The organism is Streptomyces sp. NPDC033178, assembly GCF_055577685.1.
In genome coordinates, this window is the sequence record NZ_JBVIPT010000009.1 from 51,952 (window position 1) to 71,130 (window position 19,179).

16 protein-coding genes and 1 pseudogene are annotated in these 19,179 nt (G+C 71.5%); 4 read left to right on the top strand and 13 right to left on the bottom strand.

Features of this window, described 5'->3' with window-relative positions; genetic code table 11:
- The first annotated feature begins 136 nt into the window (after positions 1-136).
- Positions 137-997: a 3-hydroxybutyryl-CoA dehydrogenase gene (locus ACZ5VQ_RS22815; protein ID WP_469106474.1), complete on the top strand. Its 861-nt coding sequence runs from the start codon at positions 137-139 to the stop codon at positions 995-997.
- A 264-nt stretch (positions 998-1,261) separates the two neighbouring features.
- Entirely contained in the window at positions 1,262-1,519 is a 258-nt protein-coding gene (locus ACZ5VQ_RS22820; protein WP_200399404.1) for a hypothetical protein, read from the top strand.
- 22 nt (positions 1,520-1,541) lie between these two features.
- On the opposite strand, the gene ACZ5VQ_RS22825 is transcribed toward ACZ5VQ_RS22820, so the two are convergent.
- From ACZ5VQ_RS22825 to infC, 10 genes and pseudogenes are all read right to left on the bottom strand, one after another.
- Positions 1,542-2,087 carry an NUDIX hydrolase gene (locus ACZ5VQ_RS22825; protein WP_055613886.1) on the bottom strand — a complete coding sequence of 182 codons (546 nt, stop codon included), beginning with the start codon at positions 2,085-2,087 and terminating at the stop codon, positions 1,542-1,544.
- Between the two features lie 124 nt (positions 2,088-2,211).
- Positions 2,212-3,552 carry a transcriptional regulator gene (locus tag ACZ5VQ_RS22830; protein ID WP_362077915.1) on the bottom strand — a complete coding sequence of 447 codons (1,341 nt, stop codon included), beginning with the start codon at positions 3,550-3,552 and terminating at the stop codon, positions 2,212-2,214.
- A 354-nt stretch (positions 3,553-3,906) separates the two neighbouring features.
- Positions 3,907-5,085, bottom strand: a complete 1,179-nt coding sequence (locus tag ACZ5VQ_RS22835; RefSeq protein ID WP_469106475.1) for a PP2C family protein-serine/threonine phosphatase — start codon at positions 5,083-5,085, stop codon at positions 3,907-3,909.
- A 339-nt stretch (positions 5,086-5,424) separates the two neighbouring features.
- The gene (gene pheT, locus ACZ5VQ_RS22840) at positions 5,425-7,926 is read right to left on the bottom strand and encodes a phenylalanine--tRNA ligase subunit beta (RefSeq protein WP_469106476.1); all 2,502 of its coding nucleotides are present in this window, start codon (positions 7,924-7,926) and stop codon (positions 5,425-5,427) included.
- Positions 7,926-9,056 (bottom strand): phenylalanine--tRNA ligase subunit alpha, encoded by a 1,131-nt coding sequence (gene pheS / locus ACZ5VQ_RS22845; RefSeq protein ID WP_200399402.1) that lies wholly within the window; start codon positions 9,054-9,056, stop codon positions 7,926-7,928. The genes pheT and pheS overlap by 1 nt, the downstream gene beginning before the upstream one ends.
- 168 nt (positions 9,057-9,224) lie before the next feature.
- Positions 9,225-10,370, bottom strand: a complete 1,146-nt coding sequence (locus tag ACZ5VQ_RS22850; RefSeq protein ID WP_469106477.1) for a sensor histidine kinase — start codon at positions 10,368-10,370, stop codon at positions 9,225-9,227.
- A 79-nt stretch (positions 10,371-10,449) separates the two neighbouring features.
- Positions 10,450-11,292: a TrmH family RNA methyltransferase gene (locus ACZ5VQ_RS22855; protein WP_362077908.1), complete on the bottom strand. Its 843-nt coding sequence runs from the start codon at positions 11,290-11,292 to the stop codon at positions 10,450-10,452.
- Positions 11,293-11,549: 257 nt separating this feature from the next.
- Positions 11,550-11,933, bottom strand: a complete 384-nt coding sequence (gene rplT / locus ACZ5VQ_RS22860; protein WP_003970214.1) for a 50S ribosomal protein L20 — start codon at positions 11,931-11,933, stop codon at positions 11,550-11,552.
- Between the two features lie 95 nt (positions 11,934-12,028).
- On the bottom strand, positions 12,029-12,223 hold the full coding sequence (rpmI, locus tag ACZ5VQ_RS22865; RefSeq protein WP_019065473.1) for a 50S ribosomal protein L35: 195 nt from the start codon (positions 12,221-12,223) through the stop codon (positions 12,029-12,031).
- Positions 12,224-12,353: 130 nt separating this feature from the next.
- Positions 12,354-13,062 (bottom strand): annotated as a pseudogene (infC, locus tag ACZ5VQ_RS22870) (translation initiation factor IF-3).
- A gap of 462 nt (positions 13,063-13,524) precedes the next feature.
- On the opposite strand from infC, the gene ACZ5VQ_RS22875 reads away from it, so the two are divergent.
- Positions 13,525-13,881 carry a DUF1844 domain-containing protein gene (locus tag ACZ5VQ_RS22875; protein ID WP_362077904.1) on the top strand — a complete coding sequence of 119 codons (357 nt, stop codon included), beginning with the start codon at positions 13,525-13,527 and terminating at the stop codon, positions 13,879-13,881.
- A gap of 63 nt (positions 13,882-13,944) precedes the next feature.
- On the opposite strand, the gene ACZ5VQ_RS22880 is transcribed toward ACZ5VQ_RS22875, so the two are convergent.
- Positions 13,945-14,676 carry an SseB family protein gene (locus tag ACZ5VQ_RS22880; protein WP_469106478.1) on the bottom strand — a complete coding sequence of 244 codons (732 nt, stop codon included), beginning with the start codon at positions 14,674-14,676 and terminating at the stop codon, positions 13,945-13,947.
- A gap of 193 nt (positions 14,677-14,869) precedes the next feature.
- On the opposite strand from ACZ5VQ_RS22880, the gene ACZ5VQ_RS22885 reads away from it, so the two are divergent.
- On the top strand, positions 14,870-15,874 hold the full coding sequence (locus ACZ5VQ_RS22885; RefSeq protein WP_469106479.1) for a serine hydrolase: 1,005 nt from the start codon (positions 14,870-14,872) through the stop codon (positions 15,872-15,874).
- A 33-nt stretch (positions 15,875-15,907) separates the two neighbouring features.
- Here ACZ5VQ_RS22885 and mycP read toward each other — a convergent pair whose 3' ends face one another.
- Together mycP and ACZ5VQ_RS22895 are read right to left on the bottom strand one after the other, a co-directional pair.
- Positions 15,908-17,083, bottom strand: coding sequence for a type VII secretion-associated serine protease mycosin (mycP, locus tag ACZ5VQ_RS22890; RefSeq protein ID WP_469106480.1), 1,176 nt, complete (start codon positions 17,081-17,083; stop codon positions 15,908-15,910).
- The gene (locus ACZ5VQ_RS22895) at positions 17,080-18,357 is read right to left on the bottom strand and encodes a hypothetical protein (protein WP_469106481.1); all 1,278 of its coding nucleotides are present in this window, start codon (positions 18,355-18,357) and stop codon (positions 17,080-17,082) included. Before ACZ5VQ_RS22895 ends, mycP begins: the two co-directional genes overlap by 4 nt.
- Positions 18,358-19,179: the final 822 nt, after the last annotated feature.

The following is a 19,179-nucleotide window of genomic DNA, read 5'->3' on the forward strand; positions in this document are numbered from 1 at the left end:
ACGGACCGTTTCCACCGCACAGCATGCCCGACCCGGCCGGACGATCGTGTGCAGTTCCGGAGTAACGTGCGTGGCGGTGACAGGCACCGGACCGGGACCTGTCGGGCCAGTGACGAGTGAGAGCGAAAGGGACGATGTGACCGACATCGAACGCGTCGGAGTGGTGGGCTGCGGCCAGATGGGGGCGGGCATCGCCGAGGTGTGCGCCCGCGCCGGCCTGGATGTGAAGGTCGCCGAGACCACCGGTGAGGCGTTGGAGATTGGCCGGACCCGGCTCTACAACTCGCTCTCCAAGGCGGCCGAGCGCGGCAAGATCTCCGAGGAGGAGCACGAGGCCACCCAGGCGCGGCTCTCCTTCACCACCGACCTCGGCGAGTTCTCCGACCGCGACCTGGTGATCGAGGCGGTCGTCGAGAACGAGCAGGTGAAGACCGAGATCTTCCAGGTGCTGGACCAGGTGGTGACCCGGCAGGACGCGATCCTCGCCTCCAACACCTCCTCGATCCCGCTGGTGAAGCTCGCCGTCGCCACGTCGCGTCCCGACCAGGTCATCGGCATCCACTTCTTCAACCCGGCCCCGGTGCAGAAGCTCGTCGAGCTGATCCCGGCGCTCACCACGTCCGAGGGCACCATCAGCCGGGCGCAGTCGCTGGTCGAGAAGATCCTCGGCAAGCACGCCATCCGTGCGCAGGACCGTTCGGGCTTCGTGGTCAACGCGCTGCTGATCCCGTATCTGCTCTCCGCGATCCGGATGTTCGAGTCCGGCATGGCGAGTCGCGAGGACATCGACAACGGCATGGAGCTCGGGTGCGCCCATCCGATGGGCCCGCTCAAGTTGTCCGACCTGATCGGGCTCGACACGGTTTCGTCGGTCGCGTACTCGATGTACGAGGAGTACAAGGAGCCGTTGTACGCGGCTCCGCCGTTGCTTCAGCGGATGGTGGACGCGGGACGGCTCGGACGTAAGTCCGGCTCCGGGTTCTACACGTACGCCTGATTTCTGCATCTCCGCCTGAGCGCTCCCGCGGCGGAGCCGCGTGTGTCGCAGCCCCGCGCACTTACGGGGCGCGACTACTGTCCGTGCAACCTCAGGCCTACGCGGGCCCGGCTCCCTTCGGGGGGCCGGGTCCGCGTCATTCACACACCGTGTGCGTGGCGGGCCCGCATATGCCCCTCGCACACTCTCCCCACGTGTCCACCAGGCGAGTTGACTTTCCGTGCGCATGAAGCGGATGTGCCGACTACGGAAAGGAGCGGACCCGTGACCGCCGACCCGGAGCATCCCGTGGTCCAAGGAGAACTCGCAGAGTTACGCCGCCGACTCGATGTGGCTCATGCCCGCGTCGAGGGCGGCCTGGCTCTGCTCAGCCATCGTGCCGAACAGACCGCCAAGGAGGTGAACGACCTGAGCGCACGGGTCGTCACCCTGGAACACACCCGCTGGCCGCTGCGTGCGGTAGCGGTCGTCACGGCCGTGGGCGCGCTCGCCGTGGCGGTCTATCAGGCTCTGGGCCGCTAGGCCCCAGGACGCGGTGGGGGGATCAGGGCAGAGCGTCCTGCCCGAGCCTCAGATGGTGCAGGAGGAGCAGCGCGGCAGCCATGTTGGCGGCCGGGACCTCGCCGCGGGCGACCATGTCGGGGACGAGCTTGAGGGGAACCCATTCCCGACGGTCCGACTCGAAGTCGTCCACGGGATGCCCGATGTACGCGCCCTCGTCGGCCCAGTAGATGTGGTGCCGTGCGTCGGTGAGCCCGTTGGACGGCTCGACGCTCATCAGATGGCGCAGGGGTCCCGGTCGCCACCCGGTCTCCTCCTCCAGTTCGCGGGCCGCCGCGACGGCGATGTCCTCGCCGTCCTCGACGACACCCGCGGGAAGCTCCCATCCCCAGCTGTCGGTGATGAAGCGGTGCCGCCACAGGAGGAGCACCTCGTTCGCCTCATTCACCACAGTGGCCACGGCGACGGGCCGCAGCCGTATTAAGAAGTGATCGAGGTGCCGACCGTCCGGCAGCTCGACATCTGCGAGATTGACGCTGAACCAGCGGTTTGCGTACACAGTTTGTTCGTTCAGTTTCGTCCACTGCACGGTTCTGCCACCTTCCGCCGAGTAGATGGCAATATGGCAGCAGGAGCGTCCTCACAGCGCAGCGGCAGGTGCAGAGTTGCCCACCGCGGGGAGGCTCGGGGGCTCCCCGCGGTGGTCGGAACGTCTAGAGCGGTACGCGCAGTGCCCCGTCGATGAGTTCGGCGGCTTCGGAGGTGCCCGCGCACCCGTTGGCCACCAGGTGTTCGCGTACCGCCCGCAGTCTGTCGCGCAGCCGCTGCGACTCCATCCCCCGCGCCCGCTCCGCCATTTCGACCGCGGTGACCACCGCCTTGTCGGCGTTGCCCTGGCGCAGTTCGATCTGGCTGAGCATGGCGAGCCGGTGCACCCTGCCCCGGTCGTGCGCCGGGTTGTCCACGGCCGCCGCGGCGTGCTCCCGCGCGGCGCTCAGATCTCCGAGGCTCAAGAGGGCCTCCGCCACCTGTACGTTGACCAGACCGGGTTGGACATAGCCGGTCTCGTCCGGTTCGTAGCCGCGTCGGATGCGCTCGGCGGCCTGCTCGGCACGCCGGATGCAGGACAGCGCGCTGCTGCCGTCGCCGAGGTGTGCGTACGCCTTGGCCTGCATCGCGTAGAGGTCCGACGCGAGCGCCGGGGTGATGTGCCGGCCCGCGGCGCGCAAGGCGGCCTCCGCGAAGGCGACCGCCTGCCGGTGCTCGCGCATGAACAGCGCCTGGTTGACGAGGAGCGCGATGACATAGGCGCCAAGTCCCCTGTCCCCGCTGGCCTTCGCGAGTCGGAGTGCCTGGTGGAAGTACCGCTGGGCCAGGCCGTGCGCGTCCGAGTCGTAGGCGCAGATGCCCGCGATCGCCACCAGGCCGCCGGTGGCCCGGTGCAGCTGGCGGCCGGTGGCGTCGGTGTAGCTGCCCCTGAGGAGCGGCGCGGTCTCGGAGTTGAGGAAGCCGACGATGCGGGTACGGGTCGCCACGCCACCGGCCTTGCGGTACATCTGCTCGTAGTGGGCGCGGGCGGCGCGCAGCATCTCGATGTCGGACATGCTCACGCGGTGCCGTCCGCCGCGCGAGACGTCCACGTCCTCGGGCGGGTTCTCCCACTCCCACACGGGCATCACGGCCGGCGTGCCGGTGACGGCGGGGGCGCCCAGGATGTGCGGGCGCTGCTGTTCGTCGGAGCGCCACAGCGCGGTGGCGCGTTCCACGAAGCCGGAGAGCGTCGTGCCGTGCGGGGTGGCCGGTTCGCCGGGCACACCGAGGCCGATGTCGTCGAGTGTGACGGGCCGTTGGAGGCGGCCGGCGAGTACCTCGCAGATCAGATCGGGTACCTGGCCGCGCGGTCGCTGCCCCTTCAACCACCGCGCCACGGCCGTGTGTTCATAACGGAGTGCGAGGCCACGCGCCCGGCCCGCCTGGTTCACATGGGCGGCGAGTCCCGCGTGCGAGATACCGGCCTCGTCGAGGATCGCGTCGAGCAGAGTGTTGGGCTGCATGAATGCCATCCGGTGGCTCGGTGCAGACGGTGCTGCTTAACGTAGCGCCTCCGTCTTCGCACGGGGTGTGAACGGAGTGCTCGAATCCGGGCAGTACGCGCGCTGTTGCGGAGAGTTGCCACCCGGTTGACTGAATTGCCTCGTAAGAGGCCGGCCGGGCCGCCGGCTCCCCCTCGTACAGTGCGGCGGCCCGATTCGCGCCGTCCGCCCAGCTGCCTGCCCGACACTCCGTGGCGGGGCGGACGGCTCCGCCGGCTCAGCAGGAAAAGGATGCCTGTCGCGCGTTCGCTGCAGGTGATTCGTGGCTGGTCGAGCCCACGCGGCGGAGCCGCACGATGTCACAGCCCCGCGCCCCTACGGGGCACTGTTGTGAGCCACCGGTTTGCCCTGTTGGACCGGCACTCTTGCCCGGTCGTTGCGCAGGATCAGCAGCGCGACGTCGTCCGTCGGCAATCCGCCCGCGTGCCGCAGGAGTTGGGTGAGGACCGTGCGGAGTACCGCCTGGGGTGAGACCGGTTGGGTGTGGGCGGCCTCGGCGAGTGTGGTGGTGAGGGGAAAGAACCGGCCGTCGCTGTCGCGGGCGTCCTCGACACCGTCGGTGTGCAGGAACAGCGCCTCGCCGGGCAGGAAGGACCCGCAGCGGACGACGGGCAGCTCGGCGGGGAGGGGGAAGAGCCCGAGGGGAGGCAGGGGATCGCCGACGGCGAGGTGCTCCACATGTCCTCGTACACCGACCGGTCCCGCGTGGTGGCGCAGCAGATACGGCCACGGGTGACCGCAGTTGAGGGCACGCATTTCGCCGTCGGGACCGATCTCCAGGAGCAGCACGGTGACGAACTCCTCGGCGACCGGGTTGTCGGGGTCGAGCCCGGACGAGGGGTGCTCGGCCTTCGCACGCTCCCGCAGATGGCGGGCCATGGCGCGCTCCAGCCTCCGCAGTACGCCCGCGAGTTCGGCCTCGTCGTGGACGGCCTCGCGGAAGCTGCCGAGCACGGCGGCGACGGTGCCGAGGGCGGCGAGCCCGTGCCCGCGGACGTCGCCCATCACGATCCGCACCCCGTGCTCGGTGCCGATCACCTCGTACAGGTCGCCCCCGACGGTGGCCCCGCGGTCGGCGGAGAACTGTGCCGCCGCGATGTTCAGCCCGTCGACTCGCGACGGCGGCGGGCGAAGGAGGGCGCCCTGAGCGGCCCCCGCGACCTTGCGGATCTGCCGGAGTTCACGCAGCAGTCCCCGTCTGACGTGCAGCATCAGGCCCGTGCCGACGGCGAAGAAGACGGCGCAGGTGACGATCCGGGCGCCGAGCCCGTCCTCCTGGGCGAGCGGACAGGCCAGTTTGTACGTGATCGCCGCCGCGCCCCACACCGCGGGCAGCCCCAGCTCCAGCACCCGCCGCAGTCGCTGCTGATCCCGGCCGAGCCGACGGGCCTCGCTGCGGCCCAGCCGGCGGGCTCGGGCACGGCGCAGTCTGTCGGCCTGTGTGCGACCGAGCGTCCGGTATACGGTTTTCCGCCATCGTGTCCGGTGGCTCACCCCGGGACTGGCCCGACGGAGACCCCCAGCCTTGGTATGGATCATGCCGATGGCCCCCCTAAGGCCCTGTTCAGCGCAGGCACCGGCCTGTTCGGCCGGGTCGATTCTGTCGACCGCCTGCCCCGATCGGCCCGGATCGCCCACACTTGTCACCCAAATGAGTGAGGTGACACGAACAGCGCCCCGAAAGGGGCACGGGGCTGTGAAATTTTGCGGCTCCGCCGTGGGAGCGCGACCAGCCACGGGCCCCTGAAAGGGGCGCGGAGAACTGCGCGACAAGCCACGGCACATCCGCAGCAAGCCATCAACCCGCAGTTCCCCGGCACCACCTGCAAAGAGCTAGCTCCGAAGAACAGCCCCCGCACGCTCGCCCGCGAGGGCAACCGCAGCGTCACGCGCCGCGGAGGCCTCGTCCACGGTCAACGTGCGATCGTCCGCGCGGAAGCGCAACGCGTACGCCAGCGACTTCCGTCCCTCGCCGAGCTGCTCACCCTCGTAGACGTCGAAAAGCCGGATGGACTCCAGCAGTTCACCCGCCCCCTCGCGGAGCGCGGCCTCGACGTCGGCCGCCGGGACGTCCCCGGAGACGACCAGCGCGACGTCCTGCGTGGCGACCGGGAAGGTCGACACATGCGGGCCCTTGGGCAGCCCCGCACTCGCCTGCTCCAGGGCGTCCAGGTTCAGCTCCATCGCGCAGGTGCGCGCGGGCAGCCCCAGGGCCTTGAGGACACGGGGGTGCAGCTCGCCCGCGTAACCGATGACCCGCTCGGCGCCGTCGACGACGACGGCGAGCTCGGCGCAGCGGCCCGGGTGCCACGGCCCGTATTGGCCCTGGCGCACGAGGAGTTCGGTCCCCGCCTCGTGGGCGAGGGCGCGCGCGGCCTCGACGGCGTCGGCCCAGTCGGCCGGGCGGCCCTTGCCCCACCAGCCGGCCTGCTCACGGGCGCCCGCGAGGACGACGGCGGCGTGCCGGGGCTGGACGGGCAGCGCGTCGGTGAGCGACGCGATCTCCTCGTCCGTGGGACGGCGGTCGACGGGCAGCCGCACCGCGACGCGCAGCTCGTCCTGCGGGTGGAAGACCAGGCCTGTTTCGAAGAGGGCCAGGTCGTGCGAGCCCCGCCCGTCGTTGCGGCGCAGGGCCTGGAGGAGGCCCGGCAGCAGCGTCGTACGGAGCGCGGGCTCCTCGTCGGAGAGCGGGTTGACCAGCTTGACGACCCGGCGCTTGGGGTCGTCGGCGGCCAGGCCGAGCTGGTCGAAGACGTGCTCGCCGATGAACGGGTAGTTCAGCGCCTCGACATAGCCGGCGCCGGCCAGCGCGCGGCCGACCCGGCGGTGCAGCCGCTGCCGGTCGGTGAGACCGAGGCCCGCCGGGGGCTTCGGCAGCGTCGAGGGCAGGTTCTCGTAGCCCTCAAGGCGGATGACCTCTTCGGCCAGGTCGTTCGGGTCCGTCAGGTCGGGCCGCCAGGACGGCACGGTGACGATCAGCTCGTCCTGCCCGTAGACGTCGCAGCCGACCTCCTGGAGACGGCGTACGACGGTCTCGCGGCCGTAGTCGACGCCCGCGACCTTGTCCGGGTGGTTCGCCGGGATGCTGATGGTGCGCGGCGCCGAGGGCGCGATGACCTCGGTGACGCCCCCGTCGGCGGTGCCGCCCGCGAGGAGGACCAGCAGGTCGACCGTGCGCTGGGCGGCGGCGGACGTGGCCTCCGGGTCGACGCCCCGCTCGAAGCGCTTGGACGCCTCGGAGGCCAGCTTGTGCCGGCGGGCCGTGCGGGCGATGGAGATCGGGTCGAAGTGCGCGGCCTCGACGACGACCTCGGTGGTGGTGCCCTCGGTGTCGTCGATCTCGGTGTGGGCACCGCCCATGACACCGGCCAGGCCGATCGGCCCGCGGTCGTCGGTGATCACCAGGTCCTCGGCGTCCAGCGTGCGCTTGGCGCCGTCGAGGGTGGTGAGCTTCTCGCCCGGCTCGGCCCGGCGCACACCGATCGTGCCCTGGACCCGGGAGCGGTCGTACGCGTGCAGGGGCTGACCGAGCTCCAGCATCACGTAGTTGGTGATGTCGACGGCCAGCGAGATCGGGCGCATGCCCGCCTTCTGGAGGCGCCGCCGCAGCCAGATCGGGGAGTGCGCCTCGGGCGACAGACCGGTGACGGTGCGCGCGGTGAAGCGGTCGCAGCCCTGCGGGTCGGAGACCTGCACGGGGTAGCCGAACGCGTTCGGACCCGGCACGTCGAGCAGCGCCGGGTCCCGCAGCGGCAGCCCGTAGGCGGTGGCGGCCTCGCGGGCGACACCGCGCATCGACAGCGCGTAGCCGCGGTCGGGCGTGACGGCGATGTCGAGGACCTCGTCGACGAGTTCGAGCAGTTCGACGGCGTCCGTGCCGACCTCGTGCTCGGGCGGCAGGACGATGATGCCGCCGGAGCCGTCGTCGCCCATGCCCAGCTCGTCGCCGGAGCAGATCATGCCGTGCGAGGTCTTGCCGTACGTCTTGCGCGCGGCGATCGCGAAGTTGCCGGGCAGGACCGCGCCGGGCAGGACCACGACGACCTTGTCGCCGACGGCGAAGTTGCGGGCGCCGCAGACGATCTCCTGCGGCTCACCGGTGCCGTTGGCCGTGCCGACGTCGACCGTGCAGAAGCGGATGGGCTTCTTGAAGCCCTCCAGCTCCTCGATGGTCAGCACCTGGCCGACGACGAGCGGCCCCTTGAGGTCGGCGCCGAGCTGCTCGACCCTCTCGACCTCCAGGCCGGCGGAAACGAGCTTGGCCTGCACATCGCGGCCGGTCTCGGTGGCGGGGAGGTCGACGTACTCCCGCAGCCAGGAAAGCGGGACCCGCATCAGATCTCCATCCCGAACGGCCGGGTGAACCGGACGTCACCCTCGACCATGTCTCGCATGTCTTCGACGTTGTGGCGGAACATCAGCATCCGCTCGATGCCGAACCCGAAGGCGAATCCGCTGTACTTCTCGGGGTCCACACCGCAGGCGGTCAGCACGCGCGGGTTGACCATGCCGCAGCCGCCGAGCTCGATCCAGCCCTCGCTGGAACAGGTGCGGCAGGGGCGGTCGGGGTTGCCGACGGACTCGCCCTTGCAGACGTAGCAGAGCATGTCCATCTCGGCGGACGGCTCGGTGAACGGGAAGTAGTTCGGGCGCAGCCGGGTCTTCATGTCCGCGCCGAAGAGCGACTGGACCATGTGGTCCAGAGTGCCCTTGAGGTCGGCCATGGTCAGGCCCTCGTCGACGGCGAGCAGCTCGATCTGGTGGAAGACCGGGGTGTGCGTGGCGTCCAGCTCGTCCGTGCGGTACACGCGGCCGGGGCACACGACGTAGACGGGCGGCTCACGGTCGAGCAGCGCACGGGCCTGCACGGGCGAGGTGTGCGTCCGCAGCACGACACCGGACTCACCGTCGCTGTCAGCACCCTTGGGACCCTGCACGAAGAAGGTGTCCTGCATCTGCCGGGCCGGGTGGTCCGGGCCGAAGTTCAGGGCGTCGAAGTTGAACCACTCCGCCTCGACCTCGGGGCCCTCGGCGATCTCGTATCCCATGGACACGAAGACGTCCGCGACCCGCTCCATCATGGTGGTCAGCGGGTGCCGGGCGCCGGACGGTACGCGGTCGTGGGGCAGCGTGACGTCCACGGCCTCCTCGACCAGCACGCGTGCGTCGCGCTCGGCCTCCAGTTCGGCCTGGCGGCCGGCGAGCGCCTTGTTCACCGCGCCGCGGGCCTGGCCGACCAGCTTGCCGGCGGCGGCCTTGGCGTGCGGGGGCAGCGCGCCGATCTCGCGGTTGGCGAGGGCCAGCGGCGAGGCGCCGCCGGTGTGGGCGACCTTGGCCTCCTGGAGCGCGTCGAGGTCACCGGCGGCGGCGAAGGCGGCGAGCGCCTCGTCCCGCATGCGCTCGATCTCTTCCGGTTTCAGTGCCTCGACCTCAACAGGGTCGTACGACTTGTTCGGTGCCGACATCTCTTCCCGTGCTTCCGATTGGTTGGCCAACGGTCCCCGTCGCGACTCGCGGGACGCCCTGTCTCTGAAAACGAGACGCCCTGTCCCTGAAAAGGGGACGCAAAGGTGCCAAAGGCCGAGTCTAACGGGGGTGAGGTATGCGAATGCGCCCGTGGGGCCGCTTCGGCGTTACTGCAGGTACGCCGGGGTGCCCACGGGCAACGTAAATCGGAACTGTGCGCCGCCCTCGGGGGCGCGGCCGACCGTGATGGTGCCGCCGTGCGCTTCGACGATGCCCTTGACGATGTAGAGGCCGAGGCCGGTGCCGCCGCGCTTGCTGCCCCGCCAGAAGCGGGTGAAGACGCGGTTCATGGACTCCTCCGGGATGCCGGGGCCTTCGTCGCTCACCGTGACCGACGTGCAGGCGTCCTCTCCTTCGCGGAGTGACGGCGCGGGCTCCACGTCGATGGTGACGGTTCCCTCGCCGTGCCGCACCGCATTTTCCAGCAGGTTGCTGAGCACCTGGTCGACCTTGTCGGGATCTGCCCACAGATCGGGCAGGGGCTGGCCGATGCGCAGCAGGAAGCGGTCGGCCGACTGGCCGGAGGCGACGTACGCCTGGATGTGCCGGCCGACGGCGGCGCCTATGTCGACGGGCTGGCGGCGCAGTTCCAGGCGCCCGGAGTCGATGCGCGAGATGTCGAGGAGTTCGGCGATGAGGCGGGTGACCCGGTTGGCGTCCGCGTCCACCGTCTCCAGCATCAGCTTCTTCTGGTCGTCCGTGAAGCGCTCCCACTTGGCGAGCAGCGTCGCGGTGAAGCCCTTCACGGAGGTGAGCGGCGAGCGCAGCTCGTGGGCGACCGTGGCGATCAGCTCGGCGTGGCTGCGCTCGGTGCGGCGGCGGGCCTCGGTGTCGCGGAGGGAGACGACGACCCGGCGGATCGGACCGGTGGGCCGCACGCGCACGTACCGTGCCGAGACCAGCACCTCCCGGCCCCCCGGGAGCAGCAGATTGCGCTCGGGCTGCCCGACCCGGATCGCCAGCCCGCCGTACGGGTCGGTCAGCTGCCACCAGCGGCGGCCTTCGAGGTCCTCTAACGGCAGGGCCCACTCGAGGTGCCGGCCGAGGGCGTCGGCGGCGGGAGTGGCGGTGATGCGGGCGGCGGCGGCGTTGAAGCAGATCACCCGGCCGCGCTCGTCGGCGATCACGAGTCCGTCGGGCAGTTCGTCGGGGTCGAGGCCGAGTTCGGCGAGATCGCCGTGCCGGGGCGCGGGCGCGCTCCGCACGTCATGCGCCCGCAGTGCGCTCTTCGCACCGCTCGTGCCGACACTCATCCCCGTACCCCACCTCTCGTCTGGCGCAGGGCCCCCGAGCCCGTCACCCTACTAGCTGGGAGTGACGGAACGGACCCCCTCAGGAACCAGCACGGCGGGCACGCTGCGCTCGAGCCGACGCGTAGAGACATACGGCGGCCGCCGTCGCGAGGTTCAAGCTCTCGGCCTTGCCGTGAATGGGTACGCGCACGACGGCGTCCGCCAGCGCGCGCGTCTCCTCCGGGAGCCCCCACGCCTCGTTCCCGAAGACCCAGGCGGTGGGCCCGCTCATGGTGCCCTTGTCGAGCTCGTCGTCGAGGTCGTCCTCGCCCGCGCCGTCGGCGGCGAGAATCCGCACCCCGGCGTCCTTCAGCCCCCGCACCGCGTGCTCCACGGGTACGCCGATCGCGACGGGCAGATGGAACAGCGAACCGACCGACGCCCGTACGGACTTGGGGTTGTAGAGGTCGACGGACGCGTCGGTGAGGACGACGGCGTCGGCGCCCGCGGCGTCGGCGCAGCGCAGGACGGTGCCGGCGTTCCCGGGGTCCCGGACGTTCGCCAGTACGGCGACCAGCCTGGGCTCGGCCTTGAGGATCTCCTCGAACGGCGTGTCCAGGAACCGGCAGATCCCGACGAGTCCCTGCGGGGTGACGGTCGTGGAGATGTCCGCGATGACGTCCTCGTCGGCGAGGTGCACCCGGGCTCCGGCGTCCCGGGCCTCCCCCACGATGTCGGCGTACCGCTCGGCGGCGTCCGGCGTCACGAAGAGCTCGACCAGCGTCTCACCGCGATCTCCCCGGTGCCCGGCGGCCTCCCGCACGGCCTGCGGCCCCTCCGCGAGGAACAGCCGCTCCTTCCCCCGGAAGTTCCGCCTGGCGAGCCGCCGGGCGGCGGAAACGCGGGCGGAACGGGGGGAGATCAGCTCGGGGCCGACAGGCATGGGGTCACCTTTGGTTCACGGGTGGGCACGTCATGGCCCTGCTTCACCGGTCTGGACGGGTCTGGGCAAGCCATTCCGCCGGGTTCGCGGGGCCGGGGCGGGCCCTCGTTTCCGCCGCGGCGCCACTCAGCCACGACGGCGGGTTCCGGCGGTGCCGAACCGGCCGGCCCGACGCGCGGCGGAGGAAAACACAAGTGGACCCGCAAGCCGAAAGGCGAGCGGGTCCACAGCGGTTCCGGCCAAGGCCAGCGCGAGCGTCACGCAGCCTTCGGCGCGTTGACGTCCGACGGCAGGGCCTTCTGCGCGACCTCGACGAGCGCGGCGAACGCGTTGGCGTCGTTGACGGCCAGCTCGGCGAGGATCTTGCGGTCCACCTCGATGTTGGCGGCCTTCAGACCCTGGATGAGGCGGTTGTACGTCATGCCGTTCTGGCGGGCCGCAGCGTTGATGCGCTGGATCCACAGCTGACGGAAGTCACCCTTGCGCTTCTTGCGGTCGTTGTAGTTGTAGACCAGCGAGTGGGTGACCTGCTCCTTGGCCTTGCGGTACAGGCGCGAACGCTGACCGCGGTAGCCGGAGGCCGCCTCGAGGATCGCCCGGCGCTTCTTGTGGGCGTTGACTGCCCGCTTGACGCGTGCCACTTGTTAACTCCTTGTAGCGGGGCCGTGGTGGTCGCCACACGGCCCGAATTCGATTGGGTCCCGGTCCAGACGTACGGCGCCGAGGCGCCCGAACGTCACTTGCCGAGAAGCTTCTTGATCTTCTTGGCGTCGCCCGGGGCCATCTCGGCGTTGCCGGTGAGGCGGCGCGTGACGCGCGACGACTTGTGCTCGAGCAGGTGGCGCTTGCCGGCGCGCTCACGGAGCACCTTGCCGGAGCCGGTGATCTTGAAGCGCTTGCTGGCACCGCTGTGCGACTTGTTCTTCGGCATAGCGCCGTTCTCTCCTCGTCAGTGGCGCTCCTGTGCCCGGTCGTGAAACCGGGCACAACGGAACGTCATGTGTATCGGTTGACGTCCCCGGACTCGCGTCCGGGAACCCCCTTGGACTCTCGCCCCGGGATCAGGCCTCGGCGGAAGCCTCGGCCGGAGCCTCGGCGGTCTCCGTGTCGGCGTCGGCGACCTCCCCTTCGGGAATGTCGTCACCCGTGTGGTTCTGCGACTTGCCAGGGTTGGCCTTCGCTTCAGCCTTGCGGGCCGCCTGGGCCTCACGGGCCTCGGCCATCGCCTCGGTCTTCTTCTTGTGCGGACCGAGAACCATGATCATGTTTCGGCCGTCCTGCTTCGGGTTGGACTCGACGAACCCGAGGTCCTCGACGTCCGAAGCGAGACGCTGCAGCAGTCGGTAGCCCAGTTCCGGGCGGGACTGCTCGCGACCACGGAACATGATCGTGATCTTGACCTTGTCGCCCTGCTTGAGGAACCGGACGACGTGACCCTTTTTGGTGTCGTAGTCGTGCGGGTCGATCTTCGGCCGGAGCTTCATTTCCTTGATGACCGTGTGCGCCTGGTTCTTGCGCGCCTCACGGGCCTTCATGGCCGACTCGTACTTGAACTTCCCGTAGTCCATGAGCTTGCAGACCGGGGGACGCGCGCTCGCAGCCACCTCGACCAGGTCGAGGTCGTACTCCTGCGCAAGTTCCAGGGCCTTGGCAAGCGGAACAATCCCGACCTGCTCGCCGCTGGGACCGACAAGTCGCACTTCGGGAACGCGAATCCGGTCGTTGATGCGGGGCTCGGTGCTGATGGATCCTCCTCGGATAGCACCACACGGACTGTCTGGCAAACAGCTCGCATACGTCTCTTTGACTGGACCAACCGCCGCGGCACATGAAAAATGCCCCGGACAGGACACAGGCGGTGGCTCCAAGGATGACCGGAGCACCGCCGCGGTGGCCCGCGGGGCGCATATCCAGCGACTCCATCGTCCGTACGGAACGATGGTGGCCGCCTGACCGGGTGACCCGCCGTCCCGGAGGACAGTCGGGTGGGAGATCGGAGCCTCCACTTGCGGGCCGGGCACAGGAGTGACCGGCCGGTCGTTACACAAGGTTAGCAGCTCCCCCGGGGTGGTGCGAATCGGCCTGCATGCACTGTTTCCCGGGCCCCTGCGGAAGGGGCCCGGCCTCCGAGGTACGGGGCCGGGCCTCCGAGGTACGGGGCCGGGACCCCCTCGGACCAAGCCGGGGCTCCCGCGGACGGAGGCCGACGGGCCGGGGCCTATCGTGTGGGGCATGAGTGAGACCCCTCCTGAGACCCCCGACTTCGACGCCATGACCCGCGACATCGCGGAGGTCCCCGCGGTCGAGGTCCTCGTGACGGTCGCCGTCAACCTGATGAGCGCCGCCGCCGTGAAGCTCGGTCTGACCGAGGAGGGCGACAAGTACAAGGACCTCGACGAGGCACGCAAGCTGGTGCACGCGCTGGCCGGACTGCTCGACGCGAGCGCGACCGAGATCAGCTCCTTCCACGCGGCCCCGCTGCGCGACGGCCTGAAGTCGCTGCAGCTGGCGTTCCGCGAGGCGTCGCTCGTCCCGGACGAGCCGGGCCAGGGACCGGGCGAGAAGTACACGGGTCCGATCTTCGGCTGACCCGTCCGGCACCGCCCTTTTCCGACGTACGTCCCGCCTGCTTCTACTTCCGGCGTACGTCCATCACTGGCGTACGTACAGGGGCTCGCCCGGTGGCGTCGCCTCGGCCGGCAGGAGTGCCAGGTCGAGGCCGCGTACCAGGCGGGCCCTCAGTGTTTCGTCCGCGGCGAGGCGCCGGGCGACGGCCTGGGCGGTCTCGGCCGGGGCCGCGGACGGGTCCAGTACGAGGGCGAGGGTGCCGTCGGCACGGCCGGGGCCGAGGTGGGCGCGGAGCACCAGGGGCTCGTCGGCGACCGCGGCACGGACCGCGGCGACCACGGCCGGATCGGCCAGCGGGTCCGTCGTGGTGCGCCCTTCGGCGAGCGCCAGCAGGGCCGGGCCGGTGAGCTCGTACGGCACGGGGCCCGCCAGGTCGAGTACGACGGTGTCGGCCTTCTCGTGTGCTGCGGCCTGGAGAGCCTGGTGCAGAGGTACGGCGACGGGGCGGGCCTCGGGGTCCCAGCGGGCCAGCGACTCGGTGGACGTGAAGGCGGGCAGGGCGGTCCGGTCGCCGGCCTTGAGGGTGGGGACGGCCATGTCGCTGGTCTTCTCGCGGCGCAGCCCGTTCTCGTCCTCCTCGACCTCGCCGAGCACGGCGACGACGGGGACCAGGAGCCGGGCCCCCCTGAGCGCCGCGAGGACGGGGCCGTGCGCGGACCGGTCCTCGGCCCAGGCCGTGAGCGCCGCGCTCAGCCGGGGGTCGGCGGAGCCGTCGTCGTCGGAGAAGCCGGGGTCGGGGATGTTCTTGTTCGCCACGGGCACCGACCCTATCGGTGGGCGGTGGCGGCCCGTCCGGTGGGCGGCACCGGTCCGCCCGGTGGGCCGATCGTGCGCTTTGTGTCGCTCGGAAACCCGCCGTTCACGGAGTTCACGGGTTTCTCAGGGATCGCTGACACGCTTCTAACATCCGTCTAACCGGGCGCACAGTGCCGGGGCCCACCATCGCGGCATGTTCCCCCACAGGGCTCGTCCGCGCGGTGGCCGTCCGTTCCGTCGCAGGTCTCTCGTGTACGCCTCGGTCGCCTCCGTCGTGCTCGTGGGCGCCGCGTCCTCGGGGACGATGTACGTGAAGGCGCAGGCGCACGATGGCGAGGGGCTCGTATCTTCCTCGGTGGCGTCCGGTGCGAGTGCTTCGTCGGGGGCGACGGCGGCGATGGAGGCGACGGTGGAATCTTCGGCGGTGCCCACGGCTGCGGCGTCGGCGGCGCCCACGCCTGCGGCCAGTCCGAGTCCCGTGGTGGACCGGGACGCGCTGCTCGCCGAGGCGGTGGAGGCCGTGGCCGTCGAGGACGGGGCGGAGGTCTCGGTGGCGGTGCTGGATGTGTCGTCCGGTGAGAGCGCGGTGTACGGGGACGGGGCGTTCGACACCGCGAGCATCGTGAAGGTCGACATTCTGGCCTCGTTGCTGTTGAAGGCGCAGGACGCGGGCCGGGGCCTCACCGCGCAGGAGAAGACGTACGCCGCGGCGATGATCCGGAACAGTGACAACGCGTCGGCGACCGCCCTGTGGACGGCGATCGGGCAGGCGGAGGGGTTGCGGGCGGCGAACGAGCGGTTCGGGCTGCTGGACACGGAGGGTGGGGACGGGGCGTTGTGGGGGCTGACGCAGACCACGGCCGCCGATCAACTCACCTTGTTGCGGCAGGTGTTCGGGACGACGTCGGAGTTGAGTGAGGGGTCCCGGGCGTATCTGGCCGGGCTCATGGGGGAGATCGCCGTGGGGCAGGACTGGGGGGTGTCCGCTGCCGGGTCCTCCGAAATCGCCCTGAAGAACGGGTGGTTGCCTCGGACTGCGACCGGGCTGTGGGACATCAACAGCGTGGGGCGCGTGGGTGTGGACGGTCGGGAGTATCTGGTGGCTGTCCTGTCGGACGGCAACTCGACGAAGGAGAAGGGGGTTTCGGTGGTTGAGGCTGCTGCGAAGGCGGCGGTGGCCTGTTTCGAGGAGGGCTGAGCGCGCGGTCCTCGCGCCCCCTGAAGGGGCGCCCTACGGGGCCGTCGGTTTTCTGCTGCCTCGCCAGAGGATGATGGCCACCACCAGGAGGACGCCGCCGGTGCTGCCTGCCAGGGGGCCCGCCCAGGCCGAGGTGGGACTGTCCTCCTTGGCGGTGTCGGGGCCCTTGCCGAAGTACTTGTTGTCGTGGGCCGCCGCTTTCAGGCCCTCGGGCTTCAGATCGGCGCCCGCCTTGATGGCGGCCGCGGGGTCCACGAAGCCGAAGCCCCGGGAGTCGTCACGGCCGCCGCTGGGGGCGTCGCGGGCCGTGTCCTCCAGGAGCTGCTTGATCTGGGCCGGGGACAGGCCCGGGTGGGCCGCCTTGATCAGGGCGACCGCGCCGGAGACGAAGGCCGACGCGGCACTCGTGCCCCAGCCCTCGTAGTACTTCCGGTCCGGATCGGCGATGACGACGTCGACGCCGGGCGCGCTGACCGTGGCGTACCAGCGGCGGGTGGAGAACGAGGCGCGGGTTCCGTAGCGGTCGACGGCCGTCGCGGCGATGACGCCCGGGTAGGCCGCCGGGTACGAGATGTGGTCGCCCTTCTCGCCGCCGTTGCCGGCCGAGGCGACGACGACGGAGCCCTTCTTCAGGGCGTACTGGACGGCGGCGTCCTCGGAGGCCTCGGGGTGGGCGGACTTGGAGTCGTCTCCGAGGGAGAGGTTGATGACGTCGGCGTCGTGGTCGGCGGCCCAGCGGATGCCTTCGGCGAGGGCGTTGCCGCGGGTGTTGCGGGCCTTGCCGCGCGCGGAGTCGCCGTCTTCGAGGATCACGCGGACGGGGAGGATCTTGGCCTCGGGAGCGATGCCCATGACTCCGTCGGCGTCGCCCACGCCGTGTCCGTGGCCCGCGATGATGCCGGCCATCGCGGTGCCGTGGCGGGCCCAGGGGCGGTCGCCGCGGCCGGCGCCGAAGCCGACCATGTCCTTGCCGGTGAGGACGTTGCCCTCAAGGTCCGGGTGTTCGTCGTCGACGCCCGTGTCGAGTACGGCGACGGTGATGCCCTTGCCCTTGGTCGTCTGCCACGCCTCCTGCGTGTGCATCGCGTCGAGGGCCCACTGCTTGGCGCGGATGCCGTCGGCGTGAGCGGCGGTGGAGGGCAGGAGGGCGATGGTGGCGGCCAGAAGGCCGACCACGAGTCCCCTCCTGTGCAGGGCCCTGCGGGTCATGACGGCTTCTCCGTGGCCGAGTTGACGGTTTTTCGGAGGCTTCGCTCGATGCGGTCGGCGAGGCCCTGTGCGTCGTGGCCCAGGCCGCCCTGGGCGGCGGGCGTGGTGGCGTCGGCCTTCATCGCGTCCTCGGCGGGCTGCGGTTCGGTGACGGTACGGCCGTCGGCGAAGCCGGAGACGGCGTAGACGACGACCGGGGCGTCGGTCAGGACCGACATGGTCCAGGACGCGCGCTGGGCGTCGCCGAACCCGGCGGCGAGGGTGCCCTGCGCCGCGTACGGGCGGGGCATGAGGTCGCGCCGCCGGTCGAGGCCCTGCGCGTTGAACCGGGCGCGCAGGGTGCTCATGGCCGCGGAGTCCGCCTTCGTGAAAAGCAGGCCGACCGTGGTGACGTGGCTGCGGGTGGCGTCCGTGTACGTCGCGCGCAGGAGGCGCAGACAGCCCGCGGGGGCGAGGGCCTTGCGCAGGAGCGGGTCGAAGGCGTCCTTGCAGCCGCTGTCCGGGGCCACGGCGATACGGGTCCACGTGCGGTCGGCGCCGCCCGGGCCCGCGCCCTCGCCGTCGACGGTGGGCGGGAAGAGCTCGTCCACGGGGATGCTGTGCCACAGGGCCCCGGCCGCCGTGAACGCGTCCGGTGTTGCCCCGCCCGCGCTGTCACCGCTCAGCCAACTGCCCGTCACCGCACCGCCGATGAGCCCGAGCCCCAGCACGACGCAGGCCACCACGGCCGCGAGGCGGGGGCGCGGCCGGGCGCCTCCGGTGTGCGGCTGGACGGTGTCGTTGTCGTACGTGTCGGGGGCCGCGAGGGACACGAAGGGGCGGTGGGTCGGGTCGGGGGGCTCGGTGACGTGCGGGGTGGGTTCCGTGAAGGACTCTGCCGAGCCGGACAGGCGGATGTCGGGACGGCGCGGGGTGCTGGCTGCCGCGGGCGGCTCGGCCGGGACGGGCCGGAGCCTGGTGGTCGTCTCCGACGGGGTCTCCCAGGGCGCACCGGTGCGCCGCGCGGAGGGGTGGAAGGTGCTCGGCCGCGGCGGAACGGGCGGCCTGGCCGGGCGTTCCGCGGCACCCGGCCCGGACGGCGGCGCGACGCGGCGTTCGGCGGCGCCTGGCCGGGGCGCCGGAGTCTCCGGCCTCGGCGGGACGAAGGGTCGTAGGGGCAGTCCGGAGCCGGGACGCTTTTGGGAGGTGCCGTCGGCTGTCCGGGAGGTGCCGTCGGCCGTCCGCGGATCGGCGGCGGGACGGGGCGGGACGGACCTGCCCTCGCCGTTCGTCATCGGGCCGCGGGGCTCGGCCGCGGGCCGCGCCGGACCGTCGGTCCCCCGAGTGCTCCGACCGGCCGCTCCCGGCCCGCCCGGCCCGCCCGGTGCGTTCGCGGGACGCGGCGGGACCCCGGCCGCCCCCTCGGCGTTCCTCCTCGAAGCATGCGGATCCCCCGCCGGACGCTGCGGGATGCCTGCCTGCCCCGCACGCCCTGCGGTCGCCCCGGACTCGGTCGCCGGACGGCGTGGGACATCGGCCCGGTCGGTGGCCCTTGGGGCCGCGCCTGGTTCACGCGGTGGACGCGGCGGAACGCCCGTCTGCTCGGCACGTGCCGGAGTCGTCTGTTCGGTGTGTCCCGGAGTCACCCCGGGGGCGCCGGCCGGACGTGGTGGGCGAGCCGCGTTCTCCGGGCTCGTCGGGGTGGTGCGTGGGCCGGTCGCCGGACGTGGTGGGACGGGCGGTTTCCCTGTCCGGTCCACGCGCGGGATGGCACCCGTGTCGGGCGGCGGTGTGTCCGGGAAGCGTGCCGAAGCGGGCGGCGGCGGGGGCATCTCCGGTTCGTGGCGCCGTTGGCCGGCGGGACGGAGGTTCGGGAAGCGGGACGGCGCGGCCGAGGACGTGCCTCGGGGGCCGGTCCCGTCCGACGCGTGCGGCCGGTGCGGTGTGCCCGGGGCGCCGGAGCCCGGCCGGGTCCCCGCGCTGCCGGGCCTGGGCGGTACGTCTATGAAGTCGCGCCCGGCCAGGGAGTCCGTGTCATCGGCGTCCGACCCCTCGGGCCGCTGCGGAACACCCGCGGTCCCGGGCTGGTGCGACGCACGCCCCGACCTCGCAGATCC